The organism is Desulfobacter vibrioformis DSM 8776, assembly GCF_000745975.1.
GTDB classification, from domain to species: Bacteria; Desulfobacterota; Desulfobacteria; order Desulfobacterales; family Desulfobacteraceae; genus Desulfobacter; species Desulfobacter vibrioformis.
This window is the reverse complement of record NZ_JQKJ01000015.1, coordinates 73,758-90,338: the sequence shown is the minus strand read 5'-3', so window position 1 is coordinate 90,338 and position 16,581 is coordinate 73,758. Positions and strand designations below refer to the sequence as shown.

Genomic DNA, 16,581 nt, shown 5'->3' with positions numbered 1-16,581 from the left:
ATTGTATAAATCTGCTACAAACAGGTTTCTACGGCGCACTCAAATGCGCCTGCCCCAAATTCCATGCTGAATTCATCAAGAAGCGCCCGTATCCGGATAATATCGTTTTCCGCCTTTTTTATCATGGCAAGATGCTGGTTTTTTTCCTCCTGTTTAAGGCAGAAAAGCGCATCCATATCCTTGTTCAAGGTTTCGTACATGGTAAAACGCTGGGAAATTTTGTCTTTAAAATCCCGTGTTACCGCGTCTATTAAAGGGAAAAAGTAATCATATTTCAAACTGCGATGATAAGCGCTTATCTGCCGCTGCATTATGGTCAGCGTTCTTTTTTTGATTTTGACAGCCGCCCTGTCAAGCCCGGGAGTAAAGGAAAATCGAACATGTTTGTCCATCATGGCAGATACAAACAAAACCAATGAATGAAGACTGAAATCGGTCACGGCATTGGTCTGCATCATCCGGGTATATTCAGGCGAAAGAATCTGGTTCGGCAGGTGCAGTCCTAGGATTTTTTTGATACTTTCAAGGTCAGCTGCCCTGGAATATTCTTCCTCTTCTTTGATCATTGCAAGGGAAAAGCGGTCGTCTTCCCGTTCCTCTGAAAAGCCCATGGCGACATAGTCAATGCGGTAGGAATCCAGAAGCGATTTAAAATAGGACGCGATGCGTTCCTGCTGGATGCGCACCAGTTGTTTGAGTTCCGGGGCTATCTGTTCAAGGAGAAAAAGGTCAAGGTCCCGCTTGAAGTCCTGGAACATCATATACAGAATCTGTTTAAAACCGGCTTCCTTCACAACTTCCTTGTAAGGTTGTGAATCAATTTGGGCCTGCCGGATAAAATTTGTCACAAGTTCATTGATATTTTCGCTGTTTTTGAGAAATGCATTTTTTAAGTTGGAGTCAATTTCCCTGCGAAGCGCTGACACTGCGCCCATAACAGAGTTGTCAACAATAACCCTTAAACGCCTGGCGCTGCCTTCAAAATCGGCAATACGCTTTCTGGCCTTTTCCTGATCTAAAATTCCGGCGGAAAAGACATCAAAGAGGATCTGTATTTTTTCGGCAAGAAGATGGGTTACAATTTTAAGCCGTTCGATGTGATTGGCGTAAAACAGATTGAACCGGGACGCTTCAAACATCAAATTAAATCCTGCAAGAAACCGGGTATACTCGCTGGTGCAAAAAGCGGTCATTTCCCGGTCCTCCTGCCAAAGCCCAAGGCGTTTTCTGTTTTTGGATGAAACTTTCTTGCCAAGGGCATCAAAAAGCGTATACAGCGCTGAAAAAGAAAAGAGCCTGACTTCCGGCACCAGAAATTTTAGTTCCTGAATGGTTTTATCCCGAATCATTTTCAGGTTGTCCAAGCTCTCATGTTCACTTAAATCACAGTTGAAAATGAAAAGAATATTTTCCATCAGCCCAAAGCGTTTTATCCGTTTTAAAAATGCCATGTCAGACTGGCGAAGCCCTGTGCGCGACGAGATGCAGTAAACAATCAGGTTGGCAGCCTCAAGATAGAAAAATATCTTTTCAAGGACTGCAGGGTCCGTGGAATCAGCACCCTGGCAATCGGCAATTTCAACGTTGGGATCAATGGTTTTTCCATATACCTCCAGACACACGTCTTTGACATAAAAAGCCTTTGCCGGGTCCGCTGTAAACTGTTTGTGAACGTCAAAAGATTTGGTGTCAAAACTGATAGTCTGTTCATCGGAGCCGATAACGTCCAGACAATGTCTATAGCCGTCAAGGGCATTGCGGATGACCAGTGCTTCAGGGCGCAGTCCCCGGGAAGTAACCGGAAATGAAGATACAATGGTATCAAAAATACGGCGCAGCTGCTGCCGGTCCTGGGTACGTCTGATATCAAACGGCGGGGAGTCGTCCTTTCCGGGAAACATTTCCAGACAGCTTTCAATTTCCCTGTTGATGGTATCCCATGATTTAAAATGAATAATTGCCTTATTTTTTTTGCCCTTTCTGATACGGGTGGTCATGGATGTAACCACCCCTGCCCCGCGCTGGACCAGTTCTTTACCCGAAATCGCGTTAATAAAAGTGCTTTTGCCTGACTTGATCACCCCGACCACGGCCACGCGCAAAATCCCTTCATTGATGTGGGAAGGAATTTTGCTGCAAAGTTGTCTGCTCTCGGCAAGGCTTTTATCAGAATTATTTGAAACGGCTGCCAGACTGTCGATCACAGAGAGGGTATCAGAAACTAAATTTGCTATGGATTCTTGGGGGTGTGAAGTCATTGGCCGGCAAATCAGATCAGCATCATGGCTTTTTCATATTTCAGGTCCGGCTTGGTGTCAAACATGATTTCCCTGGATAGATCACAGGTGAGCCAGGCTGAATCGGCAAGTTCATTGTCTAACTGCATGGGGCCCCACCCGGCGCAACCCAGAAGGATCATAAAGGTGTCAGGCCCCTGCCCCAGGGCAATGGCCTCCAGGATGTCCCGGGAATTGCTCAACGCCAGCCAGTCGGAAATTTTAAGGGTTTCATTCCACTGAAACGGGCCGCAGTGAAGAACAAATACCCCTGAAGGCTGGACAGGGCCGCCAAGGAAAATATCTATTTTATCGATACTCTGATTGCAGGGAATGCCCAAATCCTCAAAAAGCTCCCGGCCGGTGAGTAAGGGGTGAACTTTATTAATAATAAAGCCAAGAGCACCGGATTCATTGTGTTCACAAAGACAGGAAACGGTTTGTGAGAAATTGGGATCTGGCAGGCCGGGTATGGCCATGATGAATCTTCCTTTCATATTTTCCGTAATCTGGTCGTTCATCAATTCTTCTCCATGCTGCCGACCGGCATGTTATATCCTTGATTGTTATCAGTCTTAATATTACAAACAGGGCGTCAGTTTCAAATATTTTTATTTGATTTGCAATAATTTATTTATCGGTATCCGGTCTTTTTCCACGTCCGTATACATCATCAAACCTGACAATATCATCCTCACCCAGGTATGGACCGGACTGTACTTCTATCAGTTCCAGAAGAATCTTACCCGGATTTTCAAGCCGGTGCATGGTGCCAAGGGGTATGTAAACAGACTGGTCTTCATTTAACAGGATCTCTTCAGTGCCTTTGGTGACAATGGCTGTCCCGGATACAACGGTCCAGTGCTCAGCCCGGTGATAGTGTTTCTGCAAAGACAGCTTTGCACCGGGTTTTACGGTGATGCGCTTTACCTGGTACCTGTCCGCCATATCTATGGTTTCATAATCCCCCCAGGGGCGGTAAACTTTGGCATGGGAAACAGCTTCCACTCTGTTTTTCGCTTTTAATTGGGCAACTATTTTTTTTACATCCTGAACCTGATCCCGGGGGGCCACCAGCAAAGCATCCTTGGTATCCACAATCACAAATTTTTCAAGGCCTACGGCTGCCACAAGACGGTTGTCAGAATGGATATACGTATCTGTGACATTGTGTATCAGCACATCTCCGCTGGTCACATTATTGAGTTCATCCTTGTCACCGGTTTGCCACAACGCGTCAAAGGAGCCAAGGTCATTCCATCCGGCATCAAGGGCAATCACAACACCTTTGTCTGTTTTTTCCATAACTGCGTAGTCAATGGAATCCTCTGAAATAGCTTCAAATGCCGCTTTGTCCACCCTGAAAAAATCCAGGTCCATGTTTCCATTTTTAATGGCTGTGCGGCATTTTTTAAGCATGTCCGGGGCAAATGCCCCAAGTTCGGAAATAACGGCAGAGGCCTTGAACATGAACATGCCTGAATTCCAGCAGAAATCGCCTGATTCAAGATAGGAAACCGCTGTACCATAGTCAGGTTTTTCCACAAACCGCTCAATCATGAAGGCCGGAGCCGGATTGTCGAGTCTGGTTCCTTTTTTGATGTACCCGTATCCTGTTTCCGGTGATGAGGGCACTATGCCGAAGGTAACCAGTTTTCCCTGCCGGGCCAGTTGCGCACCCGATTGAATGATGTCATGAAACGATTCAATATTTTTAATTTCATGATCTGCAGGCAATACCAGCATCACCGGGTCGTCCTGTTGCTGTGCCTTAAGATTGTCATCAATGACCAAGGCTGCCAGGGCAATGGCCGGGGCAGTATTTCTGGCAGCCGGTTCAAGAATGATCTTAAAATCATTAATATCAATTCGGCGGATCTGCTCTGCGGTCATGAATCTATGGTTTTCATTGCATATAATTACCGGGTCGCCAAGATCGTTAAGGCCTGACAACCGCAAAAGGGTATTCTGCAGCATGGTATGGGTGTTGCACAGATTAATGAGCTGTTTGGGGTACAAAGACCTGGACATGGGCCACAGCCGGGTTCCGGAACCGCCGGCCAGGATAACGGGATAAATCATTGTTTCTCCATTATTTTTGTGCAAGATAAAAGGTTAGGGTTAATGTCTTTTCAACGGGATAAGATTCAATTTGCTTAAGATTAAAACCGGTTCTGCCCAGCCACCCTGAGATCTGCTGCCGGGTAAACCCCAGCCAGACGCCACCGATAATATCTTTGATCTGTTCCTGGTCGTGTTTTAAAAAATCCGCCAGAAGAAACAAGCCTCCGGGGCTAAGGATCCGGTACACCTCCCGGATCGCTTTTTCAGGTTCGGATACATGGTACAATACCATGCTCATCAGCGCCGCATCTGCCTCCTGTTCACGCATGGGAAGATGTTCCAGTTCTCCGATGCGAAGCTCTAAATTCGGCCTTTCGGGCAGTCGAAGCCTTGCCTGTTCAAGCATTTCGTGGGAGGCATCCACACCGATCAGGGTCTTTTCACCCCTGCCAAGGAGACCGGCAAGCATCTCACCAGTACCGCAGCCAAGATCAGCAATAATTGACGCCTCCTGGAGATGGCGTTCAAACACAGGGTTGGGATTAAAATCACCAAGAACTGTTTTTTTTAAGCGGTCCCACCGCGGGGCAGCAGTTCTGAAAAAGCGTCTGGATCTATTTTTTCTTAATACAATACATTGCTGTGTACGAGCAAGATCTTCCTGCAATACCGGGTCGTTTTCAAGCTGTTTTAAGGCAAGGACAACAAGTTCCCGGTTGTCTCCGTTTTTGTCCGTGGCATAATAAATAAAACTGCCGTCTTTGCGCGAGACCAGAAGTCCTGCGTCAAGCAGAATTTTTAAATGCCGGGACACCCCGGACTGCACCATGCTCACCACGGAGACAATTTCATTTACATTGAGTTCAAAATGCTCAAGGATAAACAAAAGCCGCAGCCGGGTGGGATCAGATAAGGCTTTAAACTGTTTAATTATGTCCATAAAAACGCTGGGTAACCCATTTCGGATAAATTATATCATTGTTAAAATATGCATTGTTTTACCATATTAGTCCCAAATCTCAAGCAGTGATAAAAAATCAAGACAATAAAATTTGGAATAAAAATAGAAAAGCGGACAGAAATGATAAATAAACAGCGTGGGATTTGATCACGATGAAACAAAAATAATGGGCAGCAATCGACACGTGCTGCCCAAAAACAATAGATGAAATGACGTTTATCTTACGGTGATGACCGGGCAATCGGCTTCTAATATCACCGTTTGAGCCGTGGAACCAAACAATAGTTTCCCCACCTTTGAACGACTTTTAACGCCAATGATAATTTCGTCCACTTCTTTTTCATTTGCAAATGCAACAACATCCTCCCCTGCCTCCATGCCACGGATCAGAAGATGTTTTTCACAGGCTATTCCCTGGTTTTCGAAAAAGACTTGGGCCTGGTCCAGGTTATTTTCTGCTTCCAGAATTTTTTCCTGCTCCCTTTCAGTTCCCTCTAACATTGAAGTGACAATCAGTACGGTGGCATTAAATGCCTTTGCATGTTCAGCCCCAAGCTTGAGCAGTTCCTGGCCGATATTGACGCCTTTATATCCAATGAGAATTTTCATATGGTCCTCTCTTTTTTTGTCACTTATTTTTTGTCAACCCGATATCATAAACAAACAACAATACTTGAAAAAAGCAATGATAATAAATAATGGATCAAACCGTGTTTAACAAGGTTAAAATGCCAATTCTTGCAGATAAAGGTGCCGATAATCAGCAGGATGACACCCAAACCTGTTATTTCCGGTTTCTTGTCATTCACTTTTAAGGAATGACAATTTAATGCAATTTATTGTATATGCAGGCTGTGTTTCAGTCCGTCTTTTACCCGGGTATATTTTATGATAGGCACGATAATAAAGCTTGCATTGGATTCCAAACTATGACACAGACCTCCACCTTAAAAAAAATCGGATTTGCCTCGTTTATCATGATGGCATCGGTATTTGCCAGCAGGATCATCGGTCTTGTGCGCGAAACCGCCATTGCCTGGATGGGCGGTGCAAGTGCAGGCGTTGACGCTTACCAGGTGGCATTTGTGATTCCTGAAATTTTAAACCATGTGGTGGCGTCAGGTTTTTTATCCATTACCTTTATCCCCATCTTTACCCGGTATCTTGTTGAAAATAACGAACAGGAAGGATACCGGGTTTTTTCCGTTATTCTGAACTGCTTTGGCGCCGGTCTTCTTATTTTCATCTGTCTTTCCATGGTTTTTGCCCCACAACTGATTTGCGTCCTTGCCCCGGGACTTAAAAACGGCCCGGCCTTTGACCTTGCCGTACGCATGACCCGGATCATTATCCCGGCCCAGTTTTTCTTTTTTGCCGGGGGACTGTTCAATGCTGTTCAGTATTCAAAGGAGCGGTTTGTTTTCCCGGCCCTTGCACCATTGATTTACAATACCGGCATTATTGTGGGCGGGATACTCCTGTATCCGGTTCTGGGTATGGAAGGATTTGCCTGGGGGGTGCTTGCCGGCGCTTTCTTCGGCAGTTTTCTGCTTCAGTTGTTCGGGGCGAAAAGGGTGGGACTTATCTATATGCCCAATTTTAATTTCAGGCATCCTGATGTGATCAAATACGTATTGTTAACTTTACCCCTGATGCTTGGACTGACCATGACCTTTTCCACGGAAATCCTGATGAAATTCTTTGGCTCGTTTTTAAGTGAGGGAAGCATTTCAGCCATGAATTACGCCCTGCGCATCATGTTTATACTGGTGGGGCTTTTCGGCAATGCGGTTGGCGTGGCCTCCTATCCGTTCATGGCAAAAATTGCTGCACAAAAAGATTTTTCCGCCCTGAACACCCTTATCAACCAGACCCTTAAATATATCTTTATTGTGATGCCCTTCTCAGTTGTTTTTATGATTCTCAACAAAGAGGTTGTGGCCATTTTATTCCAGCGCGGAGCCTTTGACGCCCATGATGCGGCCCTGACATCAGGGGTGCTGCCCTATTTCATGGCAGGGGCATTTGCCTTTTCCGCCCAGACCATTGTTTCCCGGGGGTTCTTTGCCGTTCAAAACACACTATTCCCTGCCATTTTTTCCACTGTGTGCGTGGCGTTAAGCCTGCCCTTGCTCTATGTTGCAATGACAGCCATGGGGATCAAGGGCGTGGCGTTGGGGCTGTCTTTGTCCGTGATCATTACCACAGGCGCATTATTTGAAGTATGGAGCAGAAAAACCCAAAATACCGGACGATCAAAAGTATATGCTTTCTTTGGTGTAATGTTCGTGGTCAGTATCGTGGTATGGCTGATTTTAAAAACGATATATATTGGAATTATTCATCTGATACCGACCCCTGGTTTTTTTGCCCATATATTCATATGTATGATTGTCGGCACATTATTTCTGATCATTCTGGCAGGCATTGGAAAACTCTTTAAAATCAGGGAAGTCAACACGCTTTATGCCAAGGTGATGGCAAAAACCGGCCTGGTTAAAAGCCGTCCCACCACCTAGTAAAGCTTACCTACGGCATCCTCTACTGCCCGGACAATCCTGCCGCTTTGCAAAAGCTTTCTAACAGCGGCAATATCTGCTGACAGAAACCGGTCCTTTGTCATGCAGGGCACCTTGCTGCGGATAGTTTCATAAGCAGCCATAGTGCCTTTGCCGGCCTTCAGGTTGGTAAACAGGTCAATGGCCTGGGCACCGCATAAAAGCTCAATGGCAATAACCTGCGTGGTGTTTTCCACGATGTCCCGGCATTTGCGTGCGGCAATGGCGCCCATGGAGACATGATCCTCCTTGTTGGCCGATGTTGGAATGGAGTCCACACAAGCCGGGTGTGCAAGGACCTTGTTTTCAGAGACCAGGGAGGCTGCGACATACTGGGCAATCATGAATCCGGAATTCAGTCCTGTGTCCTTGATCAGAAAGGCGGGCAGCCCCGAGAGCTGGGGATTGACCAGGCGTTCAACCCGGCGCTCGGAGATATTGGCAAGTTCTGCAATGGCAATGCCTAAAAAATCACAGGCCAGGGCCAGGGGCTGACCATGGAAGTTGCCCCCGGAAAGAAACTCTTCGGATTCGGGAAAAATCAGCGGATTTTCCGTGGACGCGTTCATCTCCACCCGGATCACCCGTTCCACATAACCAAAAGCGTCCCAGGATGCACCGTGGACCTGGGGTGAACAGCGCAGGGTATACGCATCCTGAACCCTTGAACAGTCCTCGTGGGAGGAGACAATTTCCGAATCCTGGGTGATCTTCATCATGTTGGAGGCCGCCTTCATCTGTCCTAAATGGGGACGGGCATTATGGATTCTGGGATCAAAGGCCGTTCGCGTACCCATTAAGGTTTCAAGGCTCATGGAGGCGGCAATATCAGCATGTTTGCAAAGATTTAACGCATCATGAAGCGCAAGACAGCCCAGGGCAATCATGAACTGGGTGCCGTTGATCAAAGCAAGTCCTTCCCCTGCACCAAGCTCCACAGGCGCAATATTTTTTGCGGCCAGGGCCTGGGCCCCGGGCATGCGCACCCCGTCCACAAACGCTTGCCCTTCGCCGATGAGTACCAGGGAAAGATGGGCCATGGGCACAAGGTCGCCGCTGGCCCCCACCGACCCTTTCTCAGGGACAACCGGAATGATACCGGTATTGAGGACATGGGCAAGGGTTTTAATGGTTTCAAGGCGCAGCCCGGAATTACCCCGGCAGAAATCATTGATCCGCAAGGCCATCATGGCTCTGACCACATCATCATCCATGCAGTTTCCCACACCTGCGGCATGGGATAAAAGAATATTACGCTGCAAGGTCTTTGTGTCCTCAAATGAGATGGTAACATCGGACAATGCCCCGAATCCCGTGGTCACACCATAGATGCGCGTACCCTTTTTCACCCATTGTTCCACCAGGCTGCGGGCCTTTTTAATCCGGGCTTCGGAGTTTACGGAAACAGCAGCGGTTCGGCCTTTACGGGCAATATCAACCAGTTGATCAAGGGTGAAATTCTGCCCATTCAGCAAAACAGGAGTCTTCATCATGTTTTATTTCCTTATTTTCGGTTGCTGCGAATGCACGGAATTGTCCGGAAGTTACCGAATCAGAATAGGTATCAAGTAATGCCCAAAGGCATACGGCTAATCAAAGTTTTGAACGTCATATTAGCCTCATTCATTGAGAATCTGTTAAAAATGGCCGTAGGATTTTCTTGTTTTTTTTTTTGACAAAAACTGAGGAGTAAGACACTAAACGTGCTGGACTCACGACATCCTTTGTTCAAATTCAACATTCAAATAAATCTCAGATAAAGGCAGTTTGCAATCAGAAGATTCAATTTTTAAAATCTGGTCTGCCCCCTCGAATGACTGATACCTCCATATATCGTTTTGGCGTGTGTACTTTTCAACCCAATATTCATGTTGAGAAACAAGGAGATATTCTTGAAGCGTGGTGATTTTTCGATAATAAAAAAACTTTTTCGTCCTGTCAAAAAGTTCTGTTGAATCTGAGAGAATTTCCATTATGACAACCGGGTTTGTCAGGGTGTCAAACTCGTTATCTTCAAACTCTGCATCACCACAAGTAATAACAATATCCGGGTACACATAGCTGTTTTCAATTTTTACACGCATGTCATTGGAGAACGCTTCGCAACGGAAATTATCTGCTTTGAATTTAATCCCTAATTCCCTCGCAAGATTCATATTGATACGGTTGTGGTGCCTGCTTGCCCCAACCATAGCGAAGATTTCACCATCATAAAATTCATGTTTGATATCCAGCGAAGCTCTTTCAAGGATAAGATATTCCCCTGGTGTCATTATGGTTTTTTCCTGCGGTTGTATGTTCATGTTTCCTTCTCCTTACAGGGCTGCTTTTATCCCTGTTGTTCGTGGGCATTTAGGCTATTCTATCTTTTAGATTCAAGATTCACAACCTTCCCGTGGCAGCCCGGCAGCCGTTTTGATTTTGGGGGTTGATCATAAGATGGGCCACGCATGAGAAAACCAGATTCATGACACTATATTTAAAAGGCTGAGAAGATTTTCTTTCTTCTGAGCCCTTTAAATTTGGGCTCTCCTGAAGAGGGGGTCTGAAAAAAGATACCAGATCACTGGTCCAACATATCTATATCATTTCTGAAATTTCTTTTCCGTAGTCCTGGGCAGTTTCAACGCCGTCTTCGACCCAGGAAGCCTTGATCATCAAAGGGCCGGATGCCATTTTCATTTTAAAAATATAGTTCATTGTATCAAATATTCTTTTATTGGCCTCTCCGCTCCACCCATAGGCACCAAAGGCCCCCCCCGGCTTATCCTTCAACTGTGCGCGCTCAGCCATGAACAAAACCTGTTTCATGGAAGGCAGCATTTCCCCGTGATAGGTGGGGGAACCGAATACATAGGCATCATACCCGACTAAATCTTCTTCGGTGTCTATCTGTTGAGCGGTTTTAACTTCTACCTTATGCCCTGACTGGCGAACGCCCTCTGCGATTAATTCAGCTATTCCCTTTGTTTCATCTACTCTGGATGCATAAACAATCAGTATGGTTCCCATTTTTTATCCCTATTTTTTCTATGATTTGAATTTAAATTGTTCCACTTTTTGTCCCGTTAACGGCATTGACTATATTTATTACATGGGGCGTACAATTAAAAACCATAACAAAATAATATAAATCCATGGCAGAGCCAAGAAAAATCAATCGATATTTTTAATAATTGACAAGTAATTCATTATTTTTTTAATTTGGGGCTTGATAAAAATTAAAAAGTCTGGAAATCTACGATTTTTTGTATGGACTTTTTTTAGAAGCTGTATCGGTAGATCAGAAATAAGGTGTACAGGAATTTATGGGTTTATTTAAATTAAAGGGATTTCCGGGAACCGGCAGTTTTCCCCATGGGATTCACCCACCGGATAATAAAGCGTTGTCCGCCAACATGACTGTTGAAGTGATGGCAACACCCAGAACAGTTACCCTGCCGCTGCTCCAGCATCTTGGAGTTCCCTGCAAACAAATTGTCACGTCCGGAGAAACGGTCAGTTACGGGCAGATGGTTGGTAAGGGAGAGGCCTTTGTTTCCGCCTCAATTCACTCTCCAATTGCCGGAAAAGTTAAAAAAAATGCAATGGTGACTCTGCCCAACGGCAGGCGTCTTGAAGCCATCACCATCCAGGCGGAAGGCGAGCAGACGCCTTCGGAAAAAATCTGGGAAGAGATGAAGTTTACACAATGGCCCAGGCACGGCTTTTCCAATTATGAGCCCATGGACATTGTGAAAAAGATTCAGGCATCCGGCATAGTGGGCCTGGGCGGAGCAGCGTTCCCCACCCATGTTAAGGTGATGCCCAACGATACCCGGGCGATTGATACCTTAATTGTGAATGGCTGTGAGTGCGAGCCATATCTGAGCTGTGACTACAGGCTTATGATTGAGGCGCCTGGGGCCATCGTAACCGGCGCGCTTCTGACAGCCAGGGCTGTCTCAGCCAGGGAAATTGTCATCTGTGTTGAAGACAATAAGCCCGAGGCAATCAGACGGCTTCAACATGCGGCCAAGCAGACAGTGGTGCGGGTTGCCGTGCTGAAAACCAAATACCCCCAGGGAAGTGAAAAACAGCTTGTAAAAGCAGTGATAGGCCTTGAGATTCCTTTGGGTGGCCTGCCGGCGGATGCAGGTGTTGCCGTGAGTAACGTGCAAACCGTGGCGACAGTGGCCCGCAGCATCATCAAGGGGGCACCGTTGACACACAGGGTTATCAGTGTTTCCGGCCGTGGCATCTGCAACCCGAAAAATATTTTTGTGCCCATCGGGGTATCTTTGGCCGAGGTCGTTGACTTCTGCGGCGGCCTGAGGCCGGATGCGGTCCGGATCATTTCCGGCGGCCCCATGATGGGATTTGCATTCTCAGATCTGTCTGCCCCCGTAACCAAGGGCACATCAGGGCTAACAGTGCTTACCCGTGACGAGGTCGACAAGGGCGCTGAAGAGACCCATTGCGTGCGCTGCGGGCGCTGTGTGGATGCCTGCCCCATGAACCTTGTACCCACAAGGCTGGCTCTGGCAGCCCGGTACAAGAATCCCGAGCTTGCCAGCCAGTACCATATCCGTGCCTGTGTTGAATGCGGATGCTGCAGCTATGTATGTCCGGCAAAGCTGAACCTGGTCCAGCTGATTCGTGAAGGCAAGGTCCAGGTAAATGCCTGGGAACGCCGCTGATTTCATGCCTGAAATCGCCTTTTGACAACAGAATTAATTGACAACAGATTAAGTGATACAAGGAACAAAACGTGTCAAACACAAATAGACAGATAGATTCAGCCATGTCGCCTGAAGACAGGCCCGGACGAAAGCCGCCTTTCATCCACGTGGCCCCGTCCCCGCATATTTCAGACAGCCGGGCCGGCACACGCAGGATGATGGTCGATGTGATCCTTGGGTTGTCACCTGCCATTGCCGTATCTCTTTATTTATTCCGGTTCTATGCCCTTAAACAGCTTATTGTCTGTGTGGCGGCCTGCCTTGCGGCAGAATATCTCTTTGCCCGCATGAGGGGAAAATATTTTACGTTAAAAGATTGTTCCGCCATGGTCACCGGTATCATTTTAGGCCTTTCCATGCCGGGGTCAGCCCCCTGGTTTGTGGGGGCGCTGGCCTCGGTGGTCGGCATCGGGATCGGAAAAATCATATTCGGCGGCGTTGGCATGAACATATTCAACCCTGCCATGGTGGGAAGGGCGTTTGTCATGATTGCCTTTGCCCAGCTCATGGGGGCGGGTGCCTATGAAAATGTAACAGGACTGGTGGATGCCGTATCCGGGGCAACACCCTTGAGTGCATTGAAATTCAATGGCGTTCAAACGGGTATTGCGCCATTGTTTATGGGGGTTACCAACGGGTCTGTCGGGGAGGTCAGTGCCATTGCCTGTATTTTAGGGGGGCTCTATCTGATTTACAGAAAAACAGCTTCCTGGCAGATCCCTGCAAGCATTTTGATAACCGTTGCCCTGATCGCGGCAATTACGGACATCGCAGGGGGATATCAGGGACTGTTCCTGCTGCACCATTTATTTGCAGGCGCACTGATGTTCGGTGCCTTTTTCATTGCCACGGATCCCGTGACATCTCCGTTAACGGCTAAAGGGAAAATGATTTTCGGCGTGGGAACCGGCTGCCTGATCATGGTGATCCGCCTGTTTTCCGGTTATCCGGAAGGGGTGATGTTTGCCGTGCTGATAATGAATGCCATGACCCCGCTGATCAACCGCTGGACCATTCCCCAGCCCATGGGACAAAGGGAGGTCTGATATTATGTCATTGAAAAACAGTAATTTGGTCCAGGCCTGGCTGGTACTTCTTCTTGCCACCCTGTTCGGCACGGCCCTTGCCGGGATCCAGGCAAAGCTCGGGCCTGTGATTGAGGCGAACAAGGTCAAAGAGACCATGGCAAAAATACCCGTACTGGTACTCGGAGAGGATCTATCTGCTGAGCTTGCCGCTGATAATCAGTCCCTGACCATCAAGTCACGGGTGATTGACGTCAAGAAAAACGGAATCACCAAATTTTACACCGTGTATGATGTCTGGCTGCCGGAGGGGAAAATGGTCGGGCATGTGGTCAAAGCTGATGGTCAGGGATATGCGGATAAAATTGAGCTGCTGGTGGGACTTGATGCCCAGGGCAAGCACATTACAGGACTTTTTGTTCTGGACCAGAAAGAGACGCCCGGCCTGGGTGCCAAGATTATGGAAGATGCCTGGCGGGGTCAGTTTAAGGAAAAATCCACGGAGAAAACCCTTTCCGTTGTTAAAGGGGGCGGGGCCAAAGAAGATGAAATCGACGCCATTTCCGGCGCCACGATCTCTTCAAGAAGTGTGACCGGCATCGTGAATACGACGGTTGCCAATGTAGCATCCCAGCTTCAGGTCACTGACAACCCTGCCAGCAATAGCAAAACCCCGGCGGTTCAAACCGAGGACCCCGGTAAAAATAAGGAGCATTCCTGATGGCTGATCAACCTACAGCTACGGAGAGATTTGTACAGGGAATTCTGCCCGAGAACCCGGTGTACCGGCAGCTTCTTGGGCTGTGTGCCACCCTGGCTGTTACCAACGGCATGAAACCGGCCCTGACCATGGCCGTTTGCGTGGCCTTTGTTCTGGTCTGCGCCAATGTCGTGATCAGCCTGATCCGAAACCTGTTAAAACCCCATCTGCGTATCGTGGTCTTTACCCTGACCATTGCTACCTTTGTGACGGTGGCGGACAGGGTTCTGGCCGCATACATGTTCCAGATGAGTAAAACCCTTGGCCCCTATATCCCTTTGATCATTGTGAACTGCCTGATCATCTGCCGGTGTGAGGTGTGTGCGTCCAAGCAGAATGTGGTTATTGCAGCGGCGGATGCCCTGGGCCAGTCCATCGGGTTCGGCCTGGCCCTGGCCAGTATTGCCGCTATCCGTGAGATTTTAGGCACTGGCATGCTCATGGGATTCAGGGTCCTGCCATCCTTTTGGCCGGACTGGGTCATCATGGTACTGCCCCCGGGTGCATTCATCACCCTGGGTCTGCTGCTGGGGCTGGTGAACTATATCGACTTTAAGCGGGAACAAACCCGCAATTAAATTTAGATGAAAATTTACAAAAATTGAGGCGGGTCTAATGGACTATTTTGTGGATATCCTGCTGATTGCCCTGTCAGCATCGATAATTAATAACTTTATATTTTATTACTTTGTGGGCATCTGCCCGTTTGTTGGGGTGTCCAAAAAGGTGGACATGGCCTTTGGCATGGGATGCGCCGTGACCTTTGTCATGAGTATTGCCGCCTTTCTCTCCTGGGGGATCACTGTTTTCGTGCTGATCCCAGGTGCCCCGGTATCGGCCTTTATTGCCGGCTTTTTTACCACACCTGAAGCGGCGGCACAAATTGATCTGACCGTACTCAGTTACATTGTGTATATTTTTGCCATTGCCTCTTCGGTTCAGTTTGTGGAGATGTATGTTAAAAAATTTTTTCCACCGCTTTACCGGTCCTTTGGGGTATTTCTGCCTTTGATTACGACCAATTGCGCCATCCTGTTTGCCTGCCTGACCATCATGAGCCATGTGGCGGGCGTTGATAATCCCAAAGAGGTGTGGGATCTGGGGAAAGCCATGACCCTGGCCCTTTTTGGTGGACTTGGATTCACCATTGCCATCGTGATTATGGCGGGTATCCGGGAGGAACTGGAACTTTGCGATATTCCCAAGCCCTTTGAAGGGGCGGCCATTACCCTGGTCATCGGCGGGATTATAGCCATTGCCTTCATGGGATTTACCGGTGTGGATTCCGGTGTCAAAAAGGCATTAAAGCCTGTGCCCCATGTTTCCCAGGTTCAGGAGCAACCCCAACGTGTTGCCCTGCTCAATACGAAAGACTGCAAGGGAGTGATAATGCCATGATGATTTCCCTTGGTATTGCCGGTGCAAGCATGCTGGTCATGGCCATCATTTTTTCCTATGTCCTGGGATGGGCCAATAAAAAATTTATGGTTGAGGTGGAACCCAAGATAGAGGCGGTCAGGGATGCACTTCCCGGTGCAAACTGCGGCGGGTGCGGTTATATTGGGTGCAGCGACTATGCAGTGGCCATCGTCGCGGACAATGTTCCTGTCAACAAATGCACGGTGGGCGGCGAGGCCTGTGCCAAAGCCATCGCCGATATCATGGGTGTCGAGGTGGGCGACGTGGTGCCTTTGCATGCCATCGTCAATTGCAACGCGCCATTGTCCAGTCGTTTAGGGCGGACCCAATACATGGGGGAACAGCGGTGCGCTTCTGCCCAGCAGGTGGCGGGGGTCCAGGCCTGCACCTTTGGGTGCCTTGGGTATGGCGACTGTGTTCTGGCCTGCAACTACGACGCCATCCATATCCTAGACGGCCTTGCCCGGGTGGACTATAAAAAATGTATTGGCTGCGGCGCCTGCACCAAGGTCTGCCCCAGGGGTATTATTTCCATTGAAGGATTCAGGGAAGATATCATACCTGTGGTGGCCTGTTCCAATAAAGACAAGGCAAAGGATGCCAAAGCCGCGTGTGAAAATGCATGCGTAGGGTGCAAAGCCTGTGCAAAAGCGTCGGATCTCTTCACCATTTCGGACAATCTGTCTAAATGCAGTTATGACAACTATTCAGCCCAGAAACATGAAGAGGCCGTGAAAGCCATGGAAAAATGCCCCACCGGATGCATCCATTTCATGGGAGCCCCGGTGGAATAAAAG

Annotated in this window: 15 protein-coding genes; 7 read left to right on the top strand and 8 right to left on the bottom strand. The window is 47.9% G+C overall.

Annotated elements, in window-relative coordinates; all coding sequences use genetic code 11:
• Positions 1-14 precede the first annotated feature (14 nt).
• The 5 genes from Q366_RS11065 to Q366_RS11045 all read right to left on the bottom strand — a co-directional run bounded on the left by Q366_RS11065 (position 15) and on the right by Q366_RS11045 (position 5,910).
• A complete protein-coding gene (locus Q366_RS11065) occupies positions 15-2,258 on the bottom strand; it encodes a dynamin family protein (RefSeq protein WP_035238868.1) in 2,244 nt (747 codons plus the stop codon).
• 11 nt (positions 2,259-2,269) lie between these two features.
• Entirely contained in the window at positions 2,270-2,797 is a 528-nt protein-coding gene (locus tag Q366_RS11060) for a YqgE/AlgH family protein (protein ID WP_035238867.1), read from the bottom strand.
• 109 nt (positions 2,798-2,906) lie between these two features.
• Positions 2,907-4,358 (bottom strand): mannose-1-phosphate guanylyltransferase/mannose-6-phosphate isomerase, encoded by a 1,452-nt coding sequence (locus tag Q366_RS11055; protein WP_035238866.1) that lies wholly within the window; start codon positions 4,356-4,358, stop codon positions 2,907-2,909.
• A 10-nt stretch (positions 4,359-4,368) separates the two neighbouring features.
• Complete coding sequence (locus tag Q366_RS11050; RefSeq protein ID WP_035238865.1) at positions 4,369-5,280, bottom strand: ArsR/SmtB family transcription factor; 912 nt, start codon at positions 5,278-5,280, stop codon at positions 4,369-4,371.
• A 237-nt stretch (positions 5,281-5,517) separates the two neighbouring features.
• Positions 5,518-5,910, bottom strand: a complete 393-nt coding sequence (locus Q366_RS11045) for a universal stress protein (RefSeq protein ID WP_035238864.1) — start codon at positions 5,908-5,910, stop codon at positions 5,518-5,520.
• Positions 5,911-6,230: 320 nt separating this feature from the next.
• Here Q366_RS11045 and murJ point away from each other — a divergent pair, with 320 nt between their 5' ends.
• Positions 6,231-7,820 (top strand): murein biosynthesis integral membrane protein MurJ, encoded by a 1,590-nt coding sequence (gene murJ / locus Q366_RS11040; RefSeq protein WP_035238925.1) that lies wholly within the window; start codon positions 6,231-6,233, stop codon positions 7,818-7,820.
• Here the strand turns inward: murJ and hutH are convergent.
• The 3 genes from hutH to Q366_RS11025 form a co-directional block, all read right to left on the bottom strand.
• On the bottom strand, positions 7,817-9,352 hold the full coding sequence (hutH, locus tag Q366_RS11035) for a histidine ammonia-lyase (RefSeq protein ID WP_035238863.1): 1,536 nt from the start codon (positions 9,350-9,352) through the stop codon (positions 7,817-7,819). The genes murJ and hutH overlap by 4 nt on opposite strands.
• 219 nt (positions 9,353-9,571) lie before the next feature.
• Positions 9,572-10,162, bottom strand: a complete 591-nt coding sequence (locus Q366_RS11030; protein WP_035238862.1) for a Uma2 family endonuclease — start codon at positions 10,160-10,162, stop codon at positions 9,572-9,574.
• 277 nt (positions 10,163-10,439) lie between these two features.
• A complete protein-coding gene (locus Q366_RS11025; protein ID WP_035238861.1) occupies positions 10,440-10,871 on the bottom strand; it encodes a flavodoxin domain-containing protein in 432 nt (143 codons plus the stop codon).
• Positions 10,872-11,167: 296 nt separating this feature from the next.
• Between Q366_RS11025 and rsxC the strand changes: the two genes are divergently transcribed.
• The 6 genes from rsxC to Q366_RS10995 all read left to right on the top strand — a co-directional run bounded on the left by rsxC (position 11,168) and on the right by Q366_RS10995 (position 16,578).
• Complete coding sequence (gene rsxC, locus Q366_RS11020) at positions 11,168-12,538, top strand: electron transport complex subunit RsxC (RefSeq protein ID WP_035238860.1); 1,371 nt, start codon at positions 11,168-11,170, stop codon at positions 12,536-12,538.
• Between the two features lie 71 nt (positions 12,539-12,609).
• The gene (locus Q366_RS11015; RefSeq protein WP_035238859.1) at positions 12,610-13,626 is read left to right on the top strand and encodes an RnfABCDGE type electron transport complex subunit D; all 1,017 of its coding nucleotides are present in this window, start codon (positions 12,610-12,612) and stop codon (positions 13,624-13,626) included.
• A gap of 4 nt (positions 13,627-13,630) precedes the next feature.
• Positions 13,631-14,326 (top strand): RnfABCDGE type electron transport complex subunit G, encoded by a 696-nt coding sequence (locus Q366_RS11010; RefSeq protein WP_035238858.1) that lies wholly within the window; start codon positions 13,631-13,633, stop codon positions 14,324-14,326.
• Positions 14,326-14,943, top strand: a complete 618-nt coding sequence (gene rsxE / locus Q366_RS11005; RefSeq protein ID WP_035238857.1) for an electron transport complex subunit RsxE — start codon at positions 14,326-14,328, stop codon at positions 14,941-14,943. The genes Q366_RS11010 and rsxE overlap by 1 nt, the downstream gene beginning before the upstream one ends.
• A 37-nt stretch (positions 14,944-14,980) precedes the next feature.
• Complete coding sequence (locus tag Q366_RS11000; RefSeq protein WP_051957995.1) at positions 14,981-15,763, top strand: electron transport complex protein RnfA; 783 nt, start codon at positions 14,981-14,983, stop codon at positions 15,761-15,763.
• Positions 15,760-16,578 carry an RnfABCDGE type electron transport complex subunit B gene (locus tag Q366_RS10995; protein WP_051957994.1) on the top strand — a complete coding sequence of 273 codons (819 nt, stop codon included), beginning with the start codon at positions 15,760-15,762 and terminating at the stop codon, positions 16,576-16,578. Before Q366_RS11000 ends, Q366_RS10995 begins: the two co-directional genes overlap by 4 nt.
• Positions 16,579-16,581: the final 3 nt, after the last annotated feature.